This window comes from Vibrio sp. M60_M70, assembly GCF_037162085.1.
In the GTDB taxonomy this organism is placed as follows: Bacteria; Pseudomonadota; Gammaproteobacteria; order Enterobacterales; family Vibrionaceae; genus Vibrio; species Vibrio diabolicus.
This window is the reverse complement of the sequence record NZ_JARLUL010000001.1, coordinates 856,631-877,796: the sequence shown is the minus strand read 5'-3', so window position 1 is coordinate 877,796 and position 21,166 is coordinate 856,631. Positions and strand designations below refer to the sequence as shown.

The 21,166-nt window shown below is 44.6% G+C and carries 18 protein-coding genes and 1 tRNA gene; 9 read left to right on the top strand and 10 right to left on the bottom strand.

The genetic code is table 11. The features are described from left to right. Positions 1 to 57: 57 nt before the first annotated feature. Both P4S59_RS04180 and P4S59_RS04175 read right to left on the bottom strand, forming a co-directional pair. Positions 58 to 885 carry a protein-glutamate O-methyltransferase gene (locus tag P4S59_RS04180; RefSeq protein WP_005393137.1) on the bottom strand — a complete coding sequence of 276 codons (828 nt, stop codon included), beginning with the start codon at positions 883 to 885 and terminating at the stop codon, positions 58 to 60. A gap of 11 nt (positions 886 to 896) precedes the next feature. Then, a complete protein-coding gene (locus tag P4S59_RS04175; RefSeq protein WP_005382022.1) occupies positions 897 to 1,823 on the bottom strand; it encodes a chemotaxis protein CheV in 927 nt (308 codons plus the stop codon). 76 nt (positions 1,824 to 1,899) lie between these two features. Between P4S59_RS04175 and flgA the strand changes: the two genes are divergently transcribed. From flgA to P4S59_RS04160, 3 genes are all read left to right on the top strand, one after another. After that, a complete protein-coding gene (gene flgA / locus P4S59_RS04170) occupies positions 1,900 to 2,646 on the top strand; it encodes a flagellar basal body P-ring formation chaperone FlgA (protein WP_046874279.1) in 747 nt (248 codons plus the stop codon). Between the two features lie 116 nt (positions 2,647 to 2,762). Continuing rightward, positions 2,763 to 3,077, top strand: a complete 315-nt coding sequence (flgM, locus tag P4S59_RS04165; protein ID WP_005382018.1) for a flagellar biosynthesis anti-sigma factor FlgM — start codon at positions 2,763 to 2,765, stop codon at positions 3,075 to 3,077. A gap of 27 nt (positions 3,078 to 3,104) precedes the next feature. Next, the gene (locus P4S59_RS04160) at positions 3,105 to 3,530 is read left to right on the top strand and encodes a flagella synthesis protein FlgN (RefSeq protein WP_337168005.1); all 426 of its coding nucleotides are present in this window, start codon (positions 3,105 to 3,107) and stop codon (positions 3,528 to 3,530) included. A 114-nt stretch (positions 3,531 to 3,644) separates the two neighbouring features. Here the strand turns inward: P4S59_RS04160 and flgP are convergent, their stop codons facing one another. Next, positions 3,645 to 4,076: a flagellar assembly lipoprotein FlgP gene (gene flgP, locus P4S59_RS04155; RefSeq protein ID WP_047009552.1), complete on the bottom strand. Its 432-nt coding sequence runs from the start codon at positions 4,074 to 4,076 to the stop codon at positions 3,645 to 3,647. A gap of 9 nt (positions 4,077 to 4,085) precedes the next feature. Next, positions 4,086 to 4,724 carry a FlgO family outer membrane protein gene (locus P4S59_RS04150; protein WP_005382013.1) on the bottom strand — a complete coding sequence of 213 codons (639 nt, stop codon included), beginning with the start codon at positions 4,722 to 4,724 and terminating at the stop codon, positions 4,086 to 4,088. 169 nt (positions 4,725 to 4,893) lie between these two features. Here P4S59_RS04150 and P4S59_RS04145 point away from each other — a divergent pair, with 169 nt between their 5' ends. The 3 genes from P4S59_RS04145 (at position 4,894) to P4S59_RS04135 (ending at position 7,065) form a co-directional block, all read left to right on the top strand. After that, positions 4,894 to 6,027, top strand: coding sequence for a flagellar assembly protein FlgT (locus P4S59_RS04145; RefSeq protein ID WP_337168004.1), 1,134 nt, complete (start codon positions 4,894 to 4,896; stop codon positions 6,025 to 6,027). Positions 6,028 to 6,204: 177 nt separating this feature from the next. Then, positions 6,205 to 6,281 (top strand) — tRNA-Arg (locus tag P4S59_RS04140). Between the two features lie 277 nt (positions 6,282 to 6,558). Next, positions 6,559 to 7,065, top strand: coding sequence for a hypothetical protein (locus P4S59_RS04135; RefSeq protein WP_031780328.1), 507 nt, complete (start codon positions 6,559 to 6,561; stop codon positions 7,063 to 7,065). A gap of 113 nt (positions 7,066 to 7,178) precedes the next feature. On the opposite strand, the gene P4S59_RS04130 is transcribed toward P4S59_RS04135, so the two are convergent. From P4S59_RS04130 to chiP, 4 genes are all read right to left on the bottom strand, one after another. Next, complete coding sequence (locus tag P4S59_RS04130) at positions 7,179 to 8,141, bottom strand: OmpA family protein (RefSeq protein ID WP_006743033.1); 963 nt, start codon at positions 8,139 to 8,141, stop codon at positions 7,179 to 7,181. Positions 8,142 to 8,780: 639 nt separating this feature from the next. Next, entirely contained in the window at positions 8,781 to 10,208 is a 1,428-nt protein-coding gene (gltX, locus tag P4S59_RS04125) for a glutamate--tRNA ligase (protein ID WP_337168003.1), read from the bottom strand. A 178-nt stretch (positions 10,209 to 10,386) separates the two neighbouring features. Then, complete coding sequence (locus tag P4S59_RS04120) at positions 10,387 to 10,980, bottom strand: YccT family protein (protein WP_012842058.1); 594 nt, start codon at positions 10,978 to 10,980, stop codon at positions 10,387 to 10,389. Between the two features lie 125 nt (positions 10,981 to 11,105). Further along, positions 11,106 to 12,227, bottom strand: coding sequence for a chitoporin (gene chiP / locus P4S59_RS04115; RefSeq protein WP_085342939.1), 1,122 nt, complete (start codon positions 12,225 to 12,227; stop codon positions 11,106 to 11,108). 479 nt (positions 12,228 to 12,706) lie between these two features. Between chiP and P4S59_RS04110 the strand changes: the two genes are divergently transcribed. Continuing rightward, positions 12,707 to 15,403, top strand: coding sequence for a heavy metal translocating P-type ATPase (locus tag P4S59_RS04110; protein WP_337168002.1), 2,697 nt, complete (start codon positions 12,707 to 12,709; stop codon positions 15,401 to 15,403). Between the two features lie 21 nt (positions 15,404 to 15,424). Next, positions 15,425 to 15,874 (top strand): DUF411 domain-containing protein, encoded by a 450-nt coding sequence (locus P4S59_RS04105; protein ID WP_012842060.1) that lies wholly within the window; start codon positions 15,425 to 15,427, stop codon positions 15,872 to 15,874. Between the two features lie 55 nt (positions 15,875 to 15,929). On the opposite strand, the gene P4S59_RS04100 is transcribed toward P4S59_RS04105, so the two are convergent. Further along, the gene (locus tag P4S59_RS04100) at positions 15,930 to 16,622 is read right to left on the bottom strand and encodes an oligogalacturonate-specific porin KdgM family protein (protein WP_005382004.1); all 693 of its coding nucleotides are present in this window, start codon (positions 16,620 to 16,622) and stop codon (positions 15,930 to 15,932) included. A gap of 438 nt (positions 16,623 to 17,060) precedes the next feature. Next, positions 17,061 to 19,712 carry a beta-N-acetylhexosaminidase gene (locus tag P4S59_RS04095; RefSeq protein WP_337168001.1) on the bottom strand — a complete coding sequence of 884 codons (2,652 nt, stop codon included), beginning with the start codon at positions 19,710 to 19,712 and terminating at the stop codon, positions 17,061 to 17,063. A gap of 495 nt (positions 19,713 to 20,207) precedes the next feature. Here P4S59_RS04095 and P4S59_RS04090 point away from each other — a divergent pair, with 495 nt between their 5' ends. Beyond that, complete coding sequence (locus tag P4S59_RS04090; protein ID WP_006743037.1) at positions 20,208 to 21,080, top strand: TraB/GumN family protein; 873 nt, start codon at positions 20,208 to 20,210, stop codon at positions 21,078 to 21,080. Positions 21,081 to 21,166: the final 86 nt, after the last annotated feature.

The following is a 21,166-nucleotide window of genomic DNA, read 5'->3' as shown; positions in this document are numbered from 1 at the left end:
CAGCAAACAAAAAAAGCCTGACACTAGGTCAGGCTTTTTATCAATGAAGAGATACCGCTATTTAAGCTTGTAAATGATACCCGGATTACAGCGCACCATTTCAAATTTATCAGTCAGACCAGTTAGCGACTCTGATGCCCCTAACAGCAGATAACCACCTGGGTTTAAGCTGCTCGCCATTTGGTTAAGCACTTTTGATTTCATTTCCGGTGAGAAGTAAATCAGCACGTTGCGACAAAAAATAATGTCGAACTTACCCATCAGTGCATAACTGTCCATCAAGTTTTGTGGACGAAAGTTCACCAAACGTTTGACGTTGTCTTTGACTTTCATACGGCCACCGTCCGCATCCTCAAAGAAGGTGCGGCGACGTTCAGGTGAAAGTCCGCGCCCTAGAGCCAAATTGTCATACACACCTGCACGACACATCTCGAGCATACTTGCTGAAATGTCTGTTGCTGTAATAGACACGTTTGGTAACAAACCCGGCTTGCGCTGTTGCGTTTCCAGAATCGTCATTGCAATAGAATACGGCTCTTGGCCCGATGAACTGGCTGCAGACCAGATCTTGATTGGGCGCTTGCTTGCCGCTACTTCTGGCAATAATTTGTCAGCTAAAACTGTGAACGGATAAGTATCTCGAAACCACAAGGTTTCGTTAGTCGTCATCGCGTCCACAGCGGCCACTCGTAATTCACGATTACGCCCTGTAACAACATCACGTAGCAAATCTGATAACGATGCGAGCTTAAACTTCGTCACTAAAGGACTCAGTCGGCTACGCACAAGGTATTGCTTGCTATCACCTAACACGATGCCACATTGCGATTCTAGAAAACGGCTAAAGTCACGATACTCTTGATCACTGATTGTAATAGCAGTCATTAATGTCTCTTTTATTGTGTTAATGCAGATTTAACCGCGTTACCCAATTCATCTGGGTTAAATTTCGCAATGAAGGTATTGGCACCTACACGCTCAACCATAGCCTGGTTGAATACACCACTTAATGAAGAATGGAGGATAACATAAAGGTCTTTCAAATCGGCATGTCTGCGAATTTCAGCCGTTAAGGTATAGCCGTCCATTTCTGGCATTTCAATATCGGAAATAACCAACGAAATTTGATCGTAGATATTGCCTTCTTGAGCCATTTCAATCAACTTATTGTACGCTTCTTTGCCATCTTTGACAGATACGACCTCGAAACCGATTGATGTAATCGCACGCTCTACCTGTTTACGCGCGACAGTCGAGTCATCAGCAATCAATATACGGCGTACAATAGGCTTTTCTTGTTCTGCTTGCGCGATTTCTTCACCGATAGCGGAATCCATCGTTTCATCAACCGGCGCAATCTCCGCCAGGATTTTTTCAACGTCAAGGATTTCAACCAGCTCGTTGTCGATGTTCGTCACTGCGGTCAAGTAGTGCGCTTTACCCGCACCGTCTGGCGGTGGCAAAATCGCTTCCCAATGCATATTGATAATACGCTCAACCGATGATACCAAAAATGCTTGGATCGTACGGTTAAATTCTGCGATAACAACAAAACATTTATCCAGATCAGTGGTTGGGCGGCCACCAATTGCCAGGCTCAAATCAATAACGGACACGGTATGGCCGCGGATATGAGCGATACCTTTTACCAGCGGGTGTAGATTTGGCATTGAAGTCAGCTTAGGGCACTGCAGTACTTCTTTCACTTTGAATACGTTAATGCCGTAGCGCTGTCGGCCCATCAGTCGAAAGGTCAATAATTCCAATCGGTTCTGACCGACGAGTTGCGTACGCTGATTCACCGAGTCAAGAATCCCCGTCATATGCTCATCTCCATCTCAAACTTTTTGTTTTTAAATGATACTCTACCACTGGCAAGCACGATACCAGGGAGACAGTATGGCGTATTTCACTTTCACTTCGACACCATTGACTATGACAATATGTAGAGCGCTAATTACAAAGTACGCTAAGTCTATCGGCATTTTGCTCAGTATGTTTAGCTTTTTTGTTCATTCAGCTTCAGATAATCAGATCGAGCAAATAAAAACGGCAGCAGAACAACATATTCTTGCTACAGTTGATCAGCCTGATGGTGGCGAGCTATCTGTTAATGCGGCAGATATCGACTCGAGAATAAAAGCAACGGACTGCCCAGTGCCCCTAGATACGTCAGCTTCTTCCACCAGCAGTACTCGAAGCAACATCAATGTTCTAGTGGAATGCCCACCGGATGACTGGAAAGTCTATGTGCCTGTACGGATTTCTGTATCGGTGCCAATGATCGTCGCAACACGAACGCTAGGGAGAGGAGAAATCGTCAGCGCATCGGATGTCACCACTTCTATGATCGAGCTGCAGCGCTTTCGCAAAGATGGCTTTTCTAGCTACGATCAAGTGGTTGGCGCAAAGCTAAAACGCAACGTTCGCCTAGGTGATGTTGTTGAACGTAATGATGTCTGTGTCGTTTGCCGGAATGAAAAGGTCACAATTAAAGCGGTGAATTCTGGCATGACGATCACCACGCAAGGCACAGCATTGCAAGATGGTGCGGCTGGCGATCAAGTAAGAGTGAAAAATGATAAGTCACAGCGTATAATAGAAGGCATAGTGACTGGCATTGCGGAAATCACTGTTAATTTTTAATACCCACTGGTAGCGTGTTTAAACTGATCAATAAAAATGCAAAAAATGACTAAAGTTATTTTTGCACTGGTCGATAGTCTGGATACCAGTATTACGATACAAGGCAAAGGTTAAACATGGCAGGTATAGATAATATACGTTCAGGGCAAATGATGACGACGACAAGTCGTGCACCTGCGCGTAACGATTCCAATGCTACCAGCACGACTGAATCGAAAAAAGCACCCGCACAACAAGACGCTGTATCACTCAGCCAGCAAAGCAAAGCCGTTAGCAAACTCCAAAAAGATATGGCAGCTTCTCCGGCCTATGACAGCGCCAAAGTCGCGGCAATCAAAGAAGCAATCACAAACGGTTCATACAAAGTCGATCCTGAAAAATTGGCTGACAACATGATTAAGTTTGAAAACGAATTGCAAGGCAAAAGCTAACTGACTTAGGCCGAAGGTAAGTATTTTATGGCAGCATTAGCCGATCTCGTCAATTTCCAACTAGAAAATGCTAAGGCACTTTCTGCTGTTTTGCGTCAAGAAACACAAGCGATAACTGCGCGTGTCTCTACCGAGATTGAGAGTATTGCCAAACAGAAGATGACACTCATTGATCAGCTTAGAACAACTGATCAGCGAATCGCCTCTCACCCGCACGTCAATCAACTTACTGAAGATGAGCACCTAAGTCAGGTTGTTGCTCAAATCCAATCGATCGTCCTCGACTGTCAACAAGTCAACAAAGTAAATGGTGAATCGCTTAGTCGCGCACAGCTGAGTTTCAATAAACTCAATAACATGCTTCAGCGAACTCATGGCAAAGTGGGCATGACCTACAATGCTGGTGGCAAAACCCACACTATTTCGACACTTGGCACCAATATAAAAGCCTAAACGTCACTCCTACCCCACACCATCTCTAGAATGTAGATATAAAAAAGCGACTCATTGTTGCCAATCAGCCGCGGGAAAGATTATCTGGTCTTCTGAAGTAATGCGCTTAGTGCATTAGAACAAGGTTTGTTGACGCTTCTCAGGCACCTGTTGAACTTCTCCGTAATCACGTAGCTTATCCATTTTACGAATATCAAGACGCAGCTCTGTCACGTAACTGTCCTCAACAAGATAACTACGCACAACTTCTGCACCGCGAATCACACCATCAACCGCACCTGTAGTGCTCTCAATACCTAAACGCTGGTCTTGCAGTTCTGCACGTCCACTAACACGCATACCATACACTTGTTCTGCCAGTTCACGGTATGCATCAATTTTTGATGCGCGCATTGCTCGTACGCGCTTTTCTTCTACTGTGCGGCCTGTTTGCTCACTGACACTCGCATAACCCACTGCCACTAAGATTTCATCTTGACGCATCTGTTGTAGTGGCTGACACCCCACCAATACCAGTGTGGCAATAATAAATAATAACTTCTTCATGCTTCTATCCTATGGACGCAGAATCACAGTGTACGGCTGACGAATGGTTGGGTCTGAGCGAATCAACACGCCATCTTGCGTACGGATACTGTTTAACGTATCTAAGTCACGACCAATACGGTCAGCCGGAAGGAAACCCTGCGCCGTTGCTACAACCACACGGCTCTGCATACCGACCACACGTGCATTGACCAGCACCCCGCCCTCTTGGCGCAGCATCGTGCCAGTCAGTACATACTGAATTTGTTGCTCTTGCGCCAGATCTTGCCAATCACGGCTTAAAGCAAAATCGCCCTGCTGCGTCACTTGGATAGAGCCCGTAGTTTTGAAATCAACCACTTTAAACCCTCGGCGCTGGAACTGATGGATAAAACCTTCCGAGACCGAGTTACCTAACCAGTTTGTTGCATCCATATTTTGTAGATCAACAAACGAGGTAATCGCAATCGGTGTCCGCGCAGATACCGCCACATTAGAAACCATCAGGTCTTCGGTCATGCTTTCAATGAAAAAGTCCATCGTATGACGTGGACTATCCATAAGCATGAACTGGCTTCCTGAGTACGGTTCTTTACCATTGTAAATCGGTGAGTACGCGCACGATGTCAGAAGCGTCATCATCGATGCGGCGACAAGCCACTTTTTCATGGTTTGATTCTCCAGATAATCTTAGGTGATACCGTTCTTGATTAATTCCTTTCTAAGAAAGTGAATATTGGAACAGTCTTTGCTTTTCTTTGTTTGCCTAACGAAGAAAAATCCACCAAACTTCACTGAAATTGTTAAAGCAATATTTATACCCGAACGGTTGTAATCAATGAAAAAAATATTAAACAGTCTGTTTTTAATCACTTTAGTGATGCTTGTGCCTTTTAAAGTAATGGCATCTTGGTATGAAGTAACAGGCGTTGCCACTATCGTTTCTTCAGAAGAGACGGCAAGGCTCCATGCGTTGGAAGACGCGCTGTTCAAAGCCGTCAATTTTTCGGGCGCAGATATTGGCAGTATTAGCAATTTGATGCCGCTATTAGAAGAAAGCCGTAACGAGTACCTGTTTACCAACCATGAAGTCCGTTACATTTTGGTCGAGTCTGAACGTAAACGTCGAGGTAAAGTCGAGGTAAAAATTCGCGTCGATATTTATCCATCGGCAACGGGTTGCCACACAGATCAATACAAAAAGACGATCCTTGTCGGCAATATTGAGGTTGCCTCACCACAACAAGCGGTGATGGGACAGATTTACCAAGTGGGTGACGATTTTAGCCGCGTGGTGAATCGCCAGCTGGATCAAACCTCTCGCAGCTTTGTATCTGTGGGTACAACGGACTATTCAATTAGCAGTAACTATCCCGCTCGTACTCAAATGATTGCACAAGACAACGGCGCACAATACATCATTGGGGGAGTCATTACCGATCTCACTGCAACGGTCGAATCTCAACTACTGCAAGATGACATCATCAATCGTCAGTTTGCGTTAGAGATGAAAGTATTTGATGGTAAAACTGGCCATGAAGTCTTCAACAAAGCCTACCGTGAAGTGGCGCGTTGGCCATTTGCCAAAACGAGCCAAGTGGATACTCGCAGTGCGCGCTTTTGGGCGTCGACCTATGGCGAGATGATGCTACGCGTTAGTCGCAATATAATGCTGGATCTAGAGTCAGAGCTGTCTTGCAAAATTACGCTGCCAGAGGTCGTTGCTGTCTTCGGCAACACAGTAACGATGGATCTCGGCCGTATGCATGGCGTAAAAGAGGGAGACAAATTGCAGCTTTGGCACACCGCATCATTTATCGACCAAAACGGATTACCAAGAAATAAAGTATCGCAAAGTGAAATTACATTGACGGTATCTCGTATATACGAACACGAAGCCGAGCTGACGATTGATCAGCCAAATTTAGCCTCTAGTGTTCAAATTGGCGACGTAATGAACAAGATCCTATAAAAGCAAACATTAAGTCTTGAGATATGCTCACTTTTGAATATCATAGGCAGCGCATCTTATTTGATTATACCAATGACCGTAGTAAGTCGTTCAAAGTGATGCTGATAAAGACCTAAACAAAGTTGCTAGGTTTGCATTCAGTAAAACGGTTCAATGAACTGCAACTATTGGTATTACGCCCCCATGGCACAGCTGGATAGCGCAGTCCCCTCCTAAGGGACAGGTCGTAGGTTCGAATCCTACTGGGGGCGCCATATCATAGCCTTAGCTCCCACTTGAGCTAAGGCTTTTTTGTATCCACTATTTCGAGCTTCACAGAGCGTTTCCAAGTAACGTGTGAAACAATTTCCTCAGTAATCAATATGATCGCCTCGCTCCTTTACTCGACGAGATAAAACCTTTTACTGTTCCGACCTCTTCCCCTTGAAATCATTTCAACAAGCCCTATTTACAGTTTTGTATTTTATTACTTTAATTATCTATGAGTTTTGCTTACCCTTTTAGCTATTAATAAAATTATTAGTTAGCACTATGTCTAAGAGCAATTTAATAACTAACACTGGACACCGCTTTATTTCTAAAGGCAAGACTGCCTTTAAGATTCATATCCATACCCCCGAGGACACGGTATTGCACCGCTCGGTTGGGTTTGTTCGTATTGGAGAAAAGAAAGGCTTACAAAAAGCCATTAAGCTGAGAAACGAATTAGGCCGGCAAATGTGGGGCAAATTTTGGCGACGTCTTTTGAAGGATCCTTATCTCATGACCAGACTCCCACACAGCGTTGAGCCAAAAATTGTTCACAAACCTAACCCCACTCTTGAAAACCCAGATAACCGAGATACGTGTTACATCGCTAAGTGGCGAGAGTTCAATGACGACGGTGACTACAAATACAAAACGGTGGTTCGCTCTATTAGTAAATACGGCAAGCTTGCCGCCTACATGCAAACCAAAAAAGCGTTGCTAGAAGCACATAAAGACAACTTGGAAATCCTAACGTTCATGGGGCGCTTAAACAGCATTGACCTCAAGTGATGTTTACCGTTTTTAACTTTTCAGTCCGTTTCAAATAGAAATGAAAAAGCCCCAAAGAGCGAACTCTTTGGGGCTTTCAGCTTTAGTCTTCTATACTACGGTCGGATAGAAGCTTATTGCTGAACTTGGTATTCAAATTCTGGAACAACGATTTCTACGCGACGGTTTTGCTGACGACCTTCACGAGTGTCGTTTGAAGCGATTGGATTGTTTTCACCTTCGCCACGCGCTTGAATACGTGATGAATCAATGCCTTTTTCAACAAGTGCGTTAGCTACAGATTCCGCGCGTTTCTCAGAAACTTTTAGGTTGTAAGCTGCTGGGCCAGAAGTATCTGTGTAACCTACAACTTCAACGTTCGCTTGTGGGTGCTCGTTTAGGAAAGCAACTAGGTTATCAAGTTTTGCAGCGCTCTCTGGTTTTAGAGTTGTGCTGTTTAGATCAAAGCTACCAGTGCCGATTGTTTGAGTTTCGAATGTTTTCGTTACAACTACTGGCTCTTCTACCACTTCTTCTACAACCACTTCTTCAACAACAACTGGCTCTTCTACGATTACTGGCTCATCGTTGCCACCGAATTTGAAAGAAACACCCAGTGTTGCTGTGTTACCTGTCGCACGAGTTACATCGTTGCTGATATCAGTCAGAGTTTGGTATTCCGCGCGAGCAGTTACGTTTTGGCTTAGGTTGAACTCAAGGCCAGCTGCGCCTAGGTAAGAGTAATCATCTTTACCATCAAACATTACGTAAGCGCCACCCACTTTACCGTAAAGTGCGATGTCTTCAGTGATTGGTAGGCTGAATTTAGGTGCAAGAGTGATTGCTTCTACATGGCCACCGAAAGAAGTTTGGTTAAAATCACCGATGTTGTCGAAACCTGCTTCTACTGCGAAGTATTTATTCATTTCGTAACCAACAAAAGCGCCAAGAGTAGAGTCGTCTTTGTCACAAGCCTGGCCCGCTACACACGCGTCTTCCATCCATGACTTACCCATCTTACCACCAACGTATACTTCTGCTTGTGCTGCTGAAGCCATAAGTAGAGACGCTGAAATTACCGCTGCTAATTTTTTCATTATTGATTCCTCTAAAGAAGTTCTTTTGTTAGATGCCGAAATGCGCCGTCTGACTGACGTTGTATTTCAATTCTTTTTATTCATTCCTTGAGTGAGATACTTAGTCAGCTTCTTTTTATGCACATGCATTTTTTTATGGAAGCTACTTACGTACATTTCCTGTTCAGTGATACATATCGCCATCTCGGTATCACTGACGGGGTGAACTATAACGCTAAGAAATCGCGAGAAAAATCCCAATTCTGTCAATTTATTGTCATCAAAAATCTCAACAACATGTGATCCTAAGCAAAAAAATCCCCACACAATCACGACGCAAACGTTTGCTTTATTTTCTGGAACACTACAACTTAAGCAAAGTTTTTTCTTAAAAATGAGACAGCAAAAATGGAACTTTAAGGAAGGTGGATAAAAATCAATCAGATATTTGATATATAATCGCTCGTTTTTTATTCATGCCAACGATATTTGGATTAAAAAATCTTATCCATACCTAGGTGAATTACGGTCCTAAATACCACATCCTTCACCGACATATGAGAAGGTTTCTCATTATCTAGGATTCAGATACAAAAAAGCCGCGGGTGTTTACCGCGGCTTTGTGACTATTTATTCAAAAGAACCTTTAGTTCAAAGCAATTATGCGTTTGCTTCACGCTCAGCAATGAACTCAAGCGCCATCTTAATACGAGCAACACAACGCTCTTTGCCAACCAGTTCCATTACTGCATCGACAGAAGGAGATTGACCGCCGCCTGTTACAGCAACACGTAATGGCATACCGATTTTGCCCATGCCGATTTCTAGCTCTTCACAGACTGCAGCGATAACGCCATCTTTGATGTTTGCTGTTGTCCACTCGGTCAGTGCTTCAGCTTTCGCTAGAGCAAGCTCTAAAGGCTCTTTAGCCACACCGCGTAAGTGTTTCTTCGCTGCGCCCGCTTCAAACTCAGAGAAATCTTCGTAGAAGTAACGGATTTGCTCAGCTAGCTCAACCAGCGTGTTGCAACGCTCACCCACTAGCTTGATCACGTCAGTGATAGCAGGACCATTCGTTACGTCTAGTTTTTGTTGATCTAGGTGCCATTGTAAGTGCTCTGCAACGTACGCAGAATCTGAGTTTTTGATGTAATGGTTGTTCAACCATTGCAGTTTGTCCGTGTTGAAGGCAGACGCTGACTTAGATACTGCATTTAGGCTGAATAGATTGATCATCTCTTCTTGAGAGAAGATTTCTTGGTCGCCATGAGACCAACCTAGACGCACTAAGTAGTTATTTAGTGCCGCAGGTAGGTAACCCATATCGCGATATTGCATGACCGATACAGCACCATGACGCTTAGACAGTTTCGCACCGTCATCACCCAAGATCATTGCACAGTGCGCAAACGTTGGTACTGGCGCACCTAGTGCTTCGTAGATGTTGATTTGACGAGGCGTATTGTTGATGTGGTCTTCACCACGAACAACGTGAGTGATACCCATGTCCCAGTCATCCACTACTACACAAAAGTTGTAAGTAGGTGAACCGTCAGTACGACGAATGATTAGGTCATCCATTTGATCGTTGCGGATTTCAATGCGACCACGGATTTGATCATCAAATACTACGCTGCCTTCTTTCGGGTTACGGAAACGGATAACACATGGATCGCCATCTTTTGCCGCTTCGTTTGCCGCTTTGATTTTTGGATGGTTCGCATCATAACGAGGCATTTCTTTGTTTGCTTCTTGCTCTGCACGGATTTCATCTAGCAGCTCTTTAGACGCGTAACATTTGTAAGCTTTGCCTTCTGCCAACAGCTTATCAACCATTTCGTTGTAACGGTCAAAACGTTGAGTTTGGTAGTAAGGACCTTCATCCCACTCCAAGCCTAGCCATTCCATGCCTTCAAGAATTGCATCAACCGCTTCCTGAGAGTTACGCTCAAGGTCTGTATCTTCGATACGTAGAACGAATTCACCACCTTGGTTTTTAGCGTATAGCCAAGAGTAAAGTGCAGTACGCGCACCACCAACGTGTAGATAGCCAGTTGGGCTAGGAGCAAAACGAGTTTTAACCGTCATTTGAGTTCCTTAGGGGTAATGAGCAACGAGAGATCTCTCGTTGTAATGTCAAGGATAAAAGTGGCGACATTTTACCACCGTAAGTCAATTCTACAATCGGTTTGACACCAGAAATACAAACAGGGCAGCACCAATAAAGGTACTGCCCTCCTATTTACTGTTAAAGTGCAGAACGAAATTACTTCAGGTTACGCATCGCCCATTGCATAAATTCTTGCTGCTCTTCACGGCTTAACTCATTAAACGATGCTTTGATTGTTTTGGTTTCCGCCGGAGAAGACGCAATGCTTGCCTTGGTCGATTCTTTGTTCATTGCATTGTTATAGTCAGCCACTTCTCGCTCGTAATCACGAAAACCTTGCAAGCCACCTTTACGAAGTTGAACCATAGAGAATGCCACTTCTTTTCCGTGTTTGTCTTTCAATACCACTTTTGGATCGAGTTCAAAAGCTTTCGCTTCTTCGATGGTACGGAACGCTTTGTAAGTCAGCGATAGTTCGGCGTCTTTTTCTGCTTCAAACTCTAATACCAGTGGCTGCGAATCGAACTTACGGCGCTTGCCATCTTCAAAGACAATTTGTCCAACCGTCACCGCCAACTGATTTTCCCCGTCCTTCAGCTCGATGCTGTTATTTTTGGAAATCCACTCAGGGTACACGAACTCACCGTTGAGAACGCGAGGAACCAGTTCAGCTTGCAGAGTCAGTTGAGCAGCAAAAGCAGGCGCAGAAAGCATTGCGCAAAGTCCGAGAAGTGTCGTTGTTTTTTTCATCGTGGTTTCTCACTTTATACCAATTTAGATAAGCCTCTAAAACTTACAGGCCAGTCATTCCAAAGGCTTATTTGAATCAGTATCAAGACAAAAAGGGCGTTTCCGCCCTTTTAGCTGCTTCTTTATTAGAAGTAGTATTCAACACCCACAGAGAACTCATCGTAGTCCGCAGATTTCCAACGCCCTTCTGTTGGTTTATCCAGTTGAGACGCACCGTCGCCAAAGTCTAGAGTACGAGCACGTACGTAAAGCACTGCCGATGGGTCTACGAAGTACATAACTTGTGCAGATAGTACATCGTCTGCTGTATCGTTAATTGTCTTACCATCACGCTCTAGATCAAAGTTCGCTGCGTAAGCCAGTTTGTATTGCCAATCACCTGTGGTGTACATGATAGCGGCAGACATTGCGTCTTGCTTCTCACTCACGCCGTTGCTTGCGTCAGCTTCCATGTATTTGTATTGCGCGAAGAAGGAAATACCGTTATCAAACCAGCCTTGAGCACCCACCAAGTATGTGTTGTTTTCCCACGTTTGGCCTTCCATCTTAATGTTACGGTTACCCTCGTATGCGGCATCTAACTGAATTGGACCAATTTTGTAGTGCGCTGCGATACCACCCCAGTAGTCATCACCTTCACCCAGACCCGCTTTGTCACCTGCACCAGCCGCAATATCTAGAGAGAATTTATCCGCATACATTGGCGAGTCCCAACGAATGGTGTTTGATTGACGGTCTTGATACTTAGCACCACCGATTGCACCACCCCAGTCGTAAACATCACCGAGACCTGGGTTAGATGCAGGCCAGTCAACCAATTCGTACATCGGTGTTAATACTCGACCTAAACGAACTTGACCCCAAGATGCACTTTCAAAACCGACGAATGTGTCACGTTCACCAAGACCTGCACCCTCGCCGCCAAAGCTAGGGTCAACGTAACCACCTTCGATTTGCCAAATAAAAGTAGGACCGAAGTTAGCAAATTGTTTTTTACCGCGGAAACCGATGCGAGATTCGTTGTTTAGCTGCATGCCACCTAGATCATCGTCCGTTGCTTTGTTGCCAGAATCGTAATCGCGGTACGCGGCCTGCATCGCGATGATCCCGTAAACTTCATAAGAGAATGAATCTTTGGTTAGGAACTCTTTTGCTGCGTCACTGTTTGCACCATCAGCAAATGCAGCACCACTGAACATCATGCCTGTGATTGCCGTAGCAAGTAGGCTTTTCTTTAGGTAAGACATTTTTAACCCCTATATTTTTTAGTTTTTTCCATTTTCAAATTCGCTAACTAGGACATGGCAGGAACTTGAAACAATGTTTGGACGGGGCAAATATGACAAACTTTTTTCGCACTAAAAAACTTTCCCTACAGCAATCTGAGCGACTTCAAAATGAGAAGATCAAAAATAATATAATCAATTAAAAATCAAAAACTTAAATTTAAATATAAAAAATCAAAAACGTTAAAAGCACTTTTTGACACTGAACTGACATTGAGAGCATCTCAAAAGCGTGAGCGACTTCATTCATCTTTTAGGTGTTTTAACGGAACTTTATATTCAGAGAGAAAAAACCTTGAGATCACTCGCAAGTAAAATGGCAGTGAACTTTTGTGATTCAAGCGATTTTGACGAAATTGTTGAGAGCAAAAAATGGGTATTGACCTTACCCTTGCAGGAAGGTTTAAGCTCAATGTATCACTATTATTGAGGTGCAGATTATGTATCAGTTTGTCATACCTTTATCAGGGCTCAACTGCATGGGCTGTGCGAGAAAAGTTGAGAAGGCTTTACATGCGAATCACGATGTAGAGATCCTCACTTTGTCCCCAACGCAAGTCGAGGTCAAAACCGAGTCCTCGCTTAAAGAGCTTGTTTCATCAATTGAATCTCTTGGTTACCACGCAGGAAATCAGTACGAGTTAAACCTTTCAGGCTTAAGCTGTGGCGGCTGCGTGAAAAAACTCTCGTCTTTATTAGACTCTCATCAAGACGTTATTTCTTTCGAGGCTTCAACAACGCACTTAGAGATTCGTACCCTCCTCTCCGAGCAACAAGTGATCGACTTAATAGCAACACTCGGCTATACCGCCAACCTTGATTCTGTTGAAGTAGAGAACGAAAGCTCACCAGAGACCGGACAGGTAGAAAAGCAAAGCAATATTAAAGATACGCAGGTGCCACCAGCGAGTATTCAATTGCAAATGCTGATTCAAGGCATGACGTGTGCGAGTTGCGTATCTTCAGTAGAGAAAGCACTTACTAACGTAGAAGGCGTTGAGAAAGCACAGGTCAACCTTGCAGAACAAAGCGCACTAGTATTCGCAAGCCAAGACTCTGATGACCTCCTTAACGCAATTGTTGAATCGGTAAAACAAGCCGGTTACCAAGCAGAGATCCTACAAGACGCCGCAACCCAGCAAGAAAAGCAAGCGCAGCAACAACGTCAGCAACAAAAACACTTTAAACTGGATGCTATTGCTGGCCTTGTCGTCGGTGCTCCCTTAATGATTTGGGGCGTTGCTGGCGGCAATATGATGATTCGCAACACCAACGACCAATTAGCTTGGGGCGCGATCGGTATCGTATGTTTACTCCTTCTTGCCACAGCAGGGAAACACTTCTTCAGTAACGCTTGGTTAGCGGCTACTCACAAGCGAGCCACCATGGACACGTTAGTCGCTCTCGGTACTGGCGCAGCGTGGTTCTATTCGATGCTTGTGGTGATTTTCCCAGACTGGTTCCCTCTTGCTTCACGCCACGTGTACTTTGAAGCGAGTGCAATGATCATCGGCTTAATTTCTCTTGGTCACTATATAGAAGCAAAAGCCAAAGCAAACACAACACGTTCCTTACAAGCGTTGATTAACCTGCAACCTCAGCAAGCTACGGTAATTACGGAACAAGGCGACCAAAAAATCGCGGTTGAGCAAATCACGTTAGGCATGAAACTGCGTATCAAACCAGGCGAGAAAGTGCCTGTTGATGGCGTTGTGATTCAAGGTGAATCATACATTGATGAGTCCATGCTAACTGGTGAACCCGTTCCTGTATTAAAAGCACAAGAGGCACATGTATCCGCAGGGACATTGAATACCGACGGCTCTCTCACTATAGAGGCTACCGGAATCGGCGCAAATACGATGCTCGCACGTATTATTCGTATGGTGCGCAGCGCTCAGAGCAGTAAGCCTGCCATCGCGAAATTGGCAGACCAGATTTCATCAGTGTTTGTCCCTGTCGTTGTAGGCATAGCAATACTGGCAGCGCTTGTTTGGTTTGCCGTTGGCCCAGAGCCAAAAGCGAGCTATATGCTGGTGGTCACCACAACCGTACTTATCATCGCCTGCCCTTGTGCTCTAGGCTTAGCAACCCCACTTTCTGTCACGGTGGGAGTGGGTAAAGCCGCAGAACTCGGCATTTTGATCAAAGATGCTGATGCCCTGCAGCTAGCGAGTAAAATAGATACGGTTGTGTTCGATAAAACAGGCACGCTTACCCAAGGTAAACCGAGTGTGCAGCAAGTGTTTACTCACACCACCAGCCAAGAAGAGCTGTTGGGGTTAGCGTACGCCGCCGAGCGTCAGTCAGAGCACCCACTAGCAAAAGCGGTATGCGACTTTGCTAATCAGCACGACACGCAAGAAGTGACTCTCGATAAATTTGAAAACGTTCGTGGGCGCGGCATTTTGGCAACGTATCAAGGTAAACCGCTGCTTATTGGCTCGCTTCAATTTATGCAAGCGGAAAACGTTGCAACAGAGGCACTTCAGGATGCAATTGACGAATGCGCTCAGAATGCATGGACTCCGGTTGCCGTTGCGCTCGATGGTGAGTTAGTCGGCCTGATCGCCATTGCTGACCCAATCAAATCGGATGCAAAACACGCGCTCTCTGCATTAAAATCGCAAGGCATCAAAACGGTAATGCTGACGGGTGACAACCAACACGTAGCCAACGCTATCGGTCAAGAACTTGGTATTGATGAAGTAATCGCTCAAGTAATGCCAGATGAGAAAGCTCAGCACATTGAGCAACTTCAATCCCAAGGCCATGTTGTGGCAATGGTGGGGGATGGCATTAACGACGCCCCTGCTCTCGCGTTAGCCAACCTTGGTATTGCAATGGGTAGCGGCAGTGATGTCGCCATTGAAAGTTCGCAAATGACCATCCTTAACACGTCACCAATGGCGGTGGTACATGCGATTGAACTGTCGCGCGCTACACTTAAAAACATGAAGCAAAACCTATTTGGAGCCTTCGTTTATAACTCACTGGGGATCCCTGTTGCCGCAGGCGTACTTTATCCTGCATTTGGATTTTTGCTCAGCCCAGTTGTCGCAGGTGCGGCAATGGCGCTGTCATCTATTACTGTCGTTAGTAATGCAAATCGACTACGACTTTTTTCAGTAAAATAACCACTTATATTTGAGGCTATTATGAAGTTGAAATTATTGACCTTTGCAATGCTTGCGACCGCATCCGCCAACGTATTGGCAGCTGATGTCATTAACCACAAATCGCCATACTGCGGCTGCTGTGGTGAATGGACAAAACACATGGAAGAGAACGGATTTACGGTCGAAGAGAAATTGCACGATGACATGAACGCCATAAAACGCGATCTAGGCATCAAGAACGAACAGCTTTACTCTTGCCACACAGCAGAAATCAACGGCTATGTGTTCGAAGGTCACATTCCAGCCGAAGACATTAAAGCATTCTTAGAAAATCCACCACGTAACGCAAAAGGGCTCTCGGTACCGGGCATGCCAATGGGTTCCCCTGGTATGGAGTATGGCGATAAAAAAGACAGCTACACTGTTTACGCCTTTAACGAAAAAGGCCAAGTGTTCGAATATAGCCACCACGAAGGCAACGACAAATAACAAGAAAGCCCAGCAAATCAATTGCTGGGCTTTTTCTTAATGGACAAATATAAGATTAGAAGCCGTAAGAGGCACCAAATACAAACGCATTGTTAACTAGGCTATCACCACTTGCGTTTTCTGCACCGTGTGCTTGGCTACGGAACTCAAAGTAAGGCTGAACACCTTTACGTGTCCACGTTGCGCGAAGCTCGTGGTCCATCGTTTCCGCTTCAATCATGTAGACGTTGTTGTAGCTTAGCGTCACATCTTCATTCATCACGTAACCAATACGGTTATCCATGCGGTAGTCTGTATCCGCATCTGCGTCTGTCGCATCAATATGCGCACGAGTACGGTTACTTAGCGAGATACCGTTATCGAAGTTGTAACCGATCTTAACCAATGGACGGTACTGTACGTTCTCGCCAGCAGAGAACAAGTGTTGGTAACCCGCTGCAACCCATAAATGATCGGTAATGTTAAATGACTGCTCACCACCCACAGTGATTGCTGGTGTTGTGTTACCCGCGCCACCGTTTTCTGTTTCCAGTTTACCCAACTGAATACCATCAAATTCGGTGTAAACCGTAAAGCCGCCGAATTGGTTATCAAAAGTATGACCAGCTTCCAGTGTAGACGTAACGTCCGAACCATGGATTCGACCATCATCGTGGAATTGAACGTTACCCGTTACGTAAGAAGAACCAGCAAAAGCGCTAGAAGCGAAAGCGAGAGAAAGAGCACTCAGTGCAAAAATGTTTTTCATAATTACTGCCTTTATTTATTCACGTTATGCGACGGTTTTAAAGGGCTTCTCTTCCCTTTTATCGCAAACTTTGGAATGTGCCTCCTTGGCGATCGCAATATTGTTCCAATTAATTCGCGATGGAAAATAAAACATTTTAAAAAGTGATCTTGTTCAAACCGACGCTCAACAACCCTGATAAAAGTATGGTAAATACAGGCACTTACCGTATTTTTCTATAATGATTCAAAAAATAGAAGTGTGATCATAAACAGGTAATTTATTGACATTTAGCAAATTAAGTCGATCCAGTTCACAATAACCCTGACCATTACAAGCTAAAACTTATTTATCAATGAAAAATAATCAGACATTGGTCACACTTAATTTCCCATAAAAATAAAGAAACCCTCAACATGACATTGAGGGTTTGCTTAAATTTAGCTGAGAAGATTAAGGTTATTTCACGCTAGTTACGCGGCTTGCTCTTTCCCCTGTCGCCGATACAGAGCGGATAAACACTTCTCCTTTCACACTTGGACGAGCATTGTCTGCGTAAGTCAGCCAGTTTTGACCGTCTAACGAGTATTGCAGTTCAACGCCAGGGAACTGAACGTTCATAGCTAGCTTGCCGTTTTCTACTTTCGCACCAGGAATTGGAAGGCGGTAGTCGATACCAGATTTTTCTAGCTTAGCCAGTTCACGTTGGCCAAGTACGTTCGCAAAGCGGTTGTAGTCTTGGTTTAGCGATGCTTTATCAACTAGGTTAGAGTTTTGCGAGTACTCAACACCGACTTTGTAGTCATTCTCCCAATCTGCACGGTGCCATGCACGCTCTGCGGTTGCGAGTACGCGAGGAAATACCATGTACTCGTATTGCTCGTCGTTACGTACTGTCTCAGACCAAAGCTGTGCTGATAGACCGTAGAAAGGTTTCGCTTCGATTTCACCTTTACCAGTAAAGCCGTTGCCATCGCGGTCTATAGAGGTTTCTGCGTTCTGAGGCATGTTCTCTGGTGCAAAGCCAAACATCTTACGCGTATCGGTTGCACGTGTTGCCCAGTAGTAACCACGCTCTTTCGGATCAACTTCGTATGGCATGTCCATGTACACATAGTCAGGGTTAGAAACGATCACGTCGTAACCTTTTTTAGACCATTCGTACACTGATGATGTACCACCCCAGTAAAGAACGTCCCAGAAGTTAACACGCGTATTTTCTGTTGCGAATGCTTTCTCACCTTCGCTGTATTTCAAACCATCTTGCCATGCTTGGAAGTTTGGAATGCCTTTCTCAGCAACTAATTTTGATACTTCTTGTGCAAAATGACTCGGTAGGTGAGCAAAATCGCTCACTGTGCCTTCTGCGATTAACGCCTGACACTGTGGAGATTGCGCGAATGGCTTGTCTTGTTTCGACAGGTCAATCGTGCCTTTCCAGCTTACTTTGTCTTCTGCGTTAACGTCTTGGAAACCAGCACCTAGCTTGATGTTCTTCGCTTCATCGCCACCAAAGTGCCATGTCGTTAGCGGTGCGCCAGCTTCTTGGTGCATTGCTGCCACTTCTGAAATCACCTTATCAACAAAGCGAGTTGAAGATTCCATACATGGGTTGATGAAGCTTTGCTTATTGTAGAACTGAACCGTCGTTACGTTTGATGTATCTTGAGGATCCATCAGACGGTATTCGTTCGCTTCAGCTTCTTTACCTTCTTCCATTAGGCGGTCGTAACGAGCTTCCATTGATACTACTGCTGCACGCGCGTGAGCTGGCATATCGATTTCGGGAATGACTTCAATGTTACGCGCTTTCGCGTATTTCAAGATTTCCACGTAGTCTGTTTTACTGAAGTAGCCAGAGCCAAAGTTGTCTGTCGTTGGACCGGAACCAAGCTGAGGCAGTACGCAGCTTTTCTCTTGTGTATCGAAACAACGATTAGCGCCAACCTCTGTCAACTCAGGTAGGCCTGGGATTTCCAAACGCCAGCCTTCATCATCGGTTAGGTGAAGGTGAAGTTTGTTCATCTTGTACGCTGCCATTTGGTCTAGCGTTGCAAGAATTGCGTCTTTAGAGTGGAAGTTACGAGCCACATCCACCATCACACCACGGTAATCAAAGCGAGGTGCATCTTGGATAGACAGTTGTGGTAGAGAATCAGCATTTTGGCTATCTACCAGGCCAAAGATAGATTGTACTGCGTAGAAAGCACCTGCTTGGTCAAACGCTTTAATCGCAATACCATCGCCCTTGATGCTCATCTCGTAAGCACCAGATTTTGCCAGTTCACCGGTGAAGTCTGCAGGAACAACAGTGATGCTTACAGGAAGATCACCACGAACATCCACACCTACCACTTCTGCACGATCTTGAATTGCTGCGTATTGAGTCACATCGAATGCGTCTTTAGGTAGCGCAATACCCGCCGCGATATCTACTGTACCTTTGCCTGCTTCAACAGACATTGGCGTTGGTAGTAACGTGGTTGATACATCTTGTTTTGCTAGGTCTTCGTTCTTCTCGAAGCGAGACACAGCGTTTGCAAATACGTTGTTGTCATCTGGCGTACGTTTTAGGTTGTTACCCTCAAGGCCAGTCACGAAAGACGCAACGTCTTCTGTGTTAAGAGAAGCGATCATCTTAGGTTCTGCGTTTGGTGCTGCAACGAAAGCGCCCGGCATAAAGTCGGTTTCAAATAACTGCCAATATTCGCCAATTAGTGGAAGTACCACTTCTTCGCCCGCCGCAAAGCCATCAAACTTATCTGTTGGTTCCAGTTTGTGTAGGTCACCCGTTACACGAGAAATTTTGAACTGATCATTATCTACATCCAAAATCAGACGAATGCTGTGGAAGTAGATAGCCCAATCTTTAGAGTTAACCGCTTCACCTTGGTTAACTAGCGTCATGTTCACCTTGTTACAAGAAGCCCACTCAGCCCCTAAATCCTGACAAGCAAGACCTTCGTTTGCACCGTGGTTAGTCAACACTTGGTATTGAATATCAAGGTTATTAGCCAGTGAATTTACAGCTTGTTGCTCAGAGCTTTGCAGAGCAGAGCAACCTGCTAATGTGGTGATAACAGAAACAGCAATCAGACTAGGTTTAAACATCTTACTTCCCCAAAAAAGTCAGTGGTTCAAAACGACAATGATAAAAATCGCGGCTCCTCAAATGCGAGGGGCCTAACAGTTGCATTCAACATACAACCAGTTATTTCTAAGCGTAAAATAAATAGAAATAGGAAGTGATCTAGTTCAAAAAATGATACTCAGCAAAAACCATAAAAACTTAACTTTCATGAAGTTACAAGCTACGTCAAAATCGAACAACTTGTTTTGACGAGTTTGCTGCGATCTAGGTCACTCATATTCATGAGTTACGACTGATTTTGTAAGATTTGGATCACGCCTAATTATTTTGTGAACCATTAGTAAGCGAATGACCTATTTATCTTTCGTGAAGTGACTCTCATTTATTCGTCGTCAAAACTCGTCAATATTTTTAGAAATGACGATTTTGTCGAATATCCCCACTAGAGAAATTGCACTTAACCTCAAGCATTTTTGCGTATAAAGTTTAAAGGTATCTTACCTGAGGACCATTCTATGTTTCGTCTCTTGACACTCATATCATCCCTACTTGTTGCCTTTGCTCCCTTTTCCTCTTATGCAGAACCGCAACATTGGTTAGCAAAAAAAGGGGAAACCGAGCTGATGATCATTGGCTCTGTCCATGTGGGCGATAAAACGATGTACCCACTCCCTAAAACTATTACTCAGCACTTAAGCCAAAGCGCTGGGTTGATTATCGAAGCAGATGTCAGAAACTCTGAAGGCTTGGTTTACCCACAAACAACCATTCTTTCTAAAGATGTTTTAGACAAGGCTCAACGTCGCCACTTAGTCGAGATAGCACAAGATTTAGGGTTGCCAGAAACTCAACTTTTGAATTCTCCACCATGGACGGCTGCATTAACCATCCAACTCGCTTTAGTCAACAAACTGGGGTATGTCTCTGATAAAGGGGTCGACATGCACTTAATAGGACTCGCTGATAAAAAACAAATCCCGGTCATTCCACTGGAGTCCGTGCAATTCCAAATTGATTTAATAGCAGGTCAATCAGAAGGTGGTAAAGAGATGCTCCTCTCGTCAATTGAAGAATATGACGGTGGGGAAGAATTGGTTCAGTGTTTGATAGAAAGTTGGAAGAGCGGTGATGGTAGCATGTTGGTTGAGGCATCATTAACCGATCAAGCAACAGAAGATTTTAATCAGGCTTTCTTATATGAGCGCAATCGAGATTGGGCAAAAAAGCTTGATACTGGCAGTGTCCTACCTCAACGTTCGGGTCGCTATACCGTTGTTGTCGGCAGTTTGCATTTAGTTGGTAAAGATAACCTGATTGAGCTGCTTAAAAAAAGGGGCTTTGACATAAAACCACTCGGTAAAACCCGCCAAGCTAGGTGCCATATTTAGAAATTTATTTGAAGGCAGCCGGCCTCATCAATGATGAATAGCAAGGCATCACGCTAACACGATCACTGACAATGGTTTACTCTCTC

What these genes read in the sequence shown, in the direction of transcription:
- chiP (WP_085342939.1), bottom strand. Translation starts at nt 12,227, where the DNA reads ATGTCTTACCTAAAGAAAAGCCTACTTGCTACGGCAATCACAGGCATG.
- P4S59_RS04110 (WP_337168002.1), top strand. Translation starts at nt 12,707, where the DNA reads ATGTATCAGTTTGTCATACCTTTATCAGGGCTCAACTGCATGGGCTGT.
- flgM (WP_005382018.1), top strand. Translation starts at nt 2,763, where the DNA reads ATGGCAGGTATAGATAATATACGTTCAGGGCAAATGATGACGACGACA.
- P4S59_RS04160 (WP_337168005.1), top strand. Translation starts at nt 3,105, where the DNA reads ATGGCAGCATTAGCCGATCTCGTCAATTTCCAACTAGAAAATGCTAAG.
- P4S59_RS04090 (WP_006743037.1), top strand. Translation starts at nt 20,208, where the DNA reads ATGTTTCGTCTCTTGACACTCATATCATCCCTACTTGTTGCCTTTGCT.
- flgP (WP_047009552.1), bottom strand. Translation starts at nt 4,076, where the DNA reads ATGAAGAAGTTATTATTTATTATTGCCACACTGGTATTGGTGGGGTGT.
- P4S59_RS04120 (WP_012842058.1), bottom strand. Translation starts at nt 10,980, where the DNA reads ATGAAAAAAACAACGACACTTCTCGGACTTTGCGCAATGCTTTCTGCG.
- P4S59_RS04100 (WP_005382004.1), bottom strand. Translation starts at nt 16,622, where the DNA reads ATGAAAAACATTTTTGCACTGAGTGCTCTTTCTCTCGCTTTCGCTTCT.
- gltX (WP_337168003.1), bottom strand. Translation starts at nt 10,208, where the DNA reads ATGACGGTTAAAACTCGTTTTGCTCCTAGCCCAACTGGCTATCTACAC.
- P4S59_RS04180 (WP_005393137.1), bottom strand. Translation starts at nt 885, where the DNA reads ATGACTGCTATTACAATCAGTGATCAAGAGTATCGTGACTTTAGCCGT.
- P4S59_RS04095 (WP_337168001.1), bottom strand. Translation starts at nt 19,712, where the DNA reads ATGTTTAAACCTAGTCTGATTGCTGTTTCTGTTATCACCACATTAGCA.
- P4S59_RS04105 (WP_012842060.1), top strand. Translation starts at nt 15,425, where the DNA reads ATGAAGTTGAAATTATTGACCTTTGCAATGCTTGCGACCGCATCCGCC.
- flgA (WP_046874279.1), top strand. Translation starts at nt 1,900, where the DNA reads ATGGCGTATTTCACTTTCACTTCGACACCATTGACTATGACAATATGT.
- P4S59_RS04175 (WP_005382022.1), bottom strand. Translation starts at nt 1,823, where the DNA reads ATGACGGGGATTCTTGACTCGGTGAATCAGCGTACGCAACTCGTCGGT.
- P4S59_RS04150 (WP_005382013.1), bottom strand. Translation starts at nt 4,724, where the DNA reads ATGAAAAAGTGGCTTGTCGCCGCATCGATGATGACGCTTCTGACATCG.
- P4S59_RS04135 (WP_031780328.1), top strand. Translation starts at nt 6,559, where the DNA reads ATGTCTAAGAGCAATTTAATAACTAACACTGGACACCGCTTTATTTCT.
- P4S59_RS04130 (WP_006743033.1), bottom strand. Translation starts at nt 8,141, where the DNA reads ATGAAAAAATTAGCAGCGGTAATTTCAGCGTCTCTACTTATGGCTTCA.
- P4S59_RS04145 (WP_337168004.1), top strand. Translation starts at nt 4,894, where the DNA reads ATGAAAAAAATATTAAACAGTCTGTTTTTAATCACTTTAGTGATGCTT.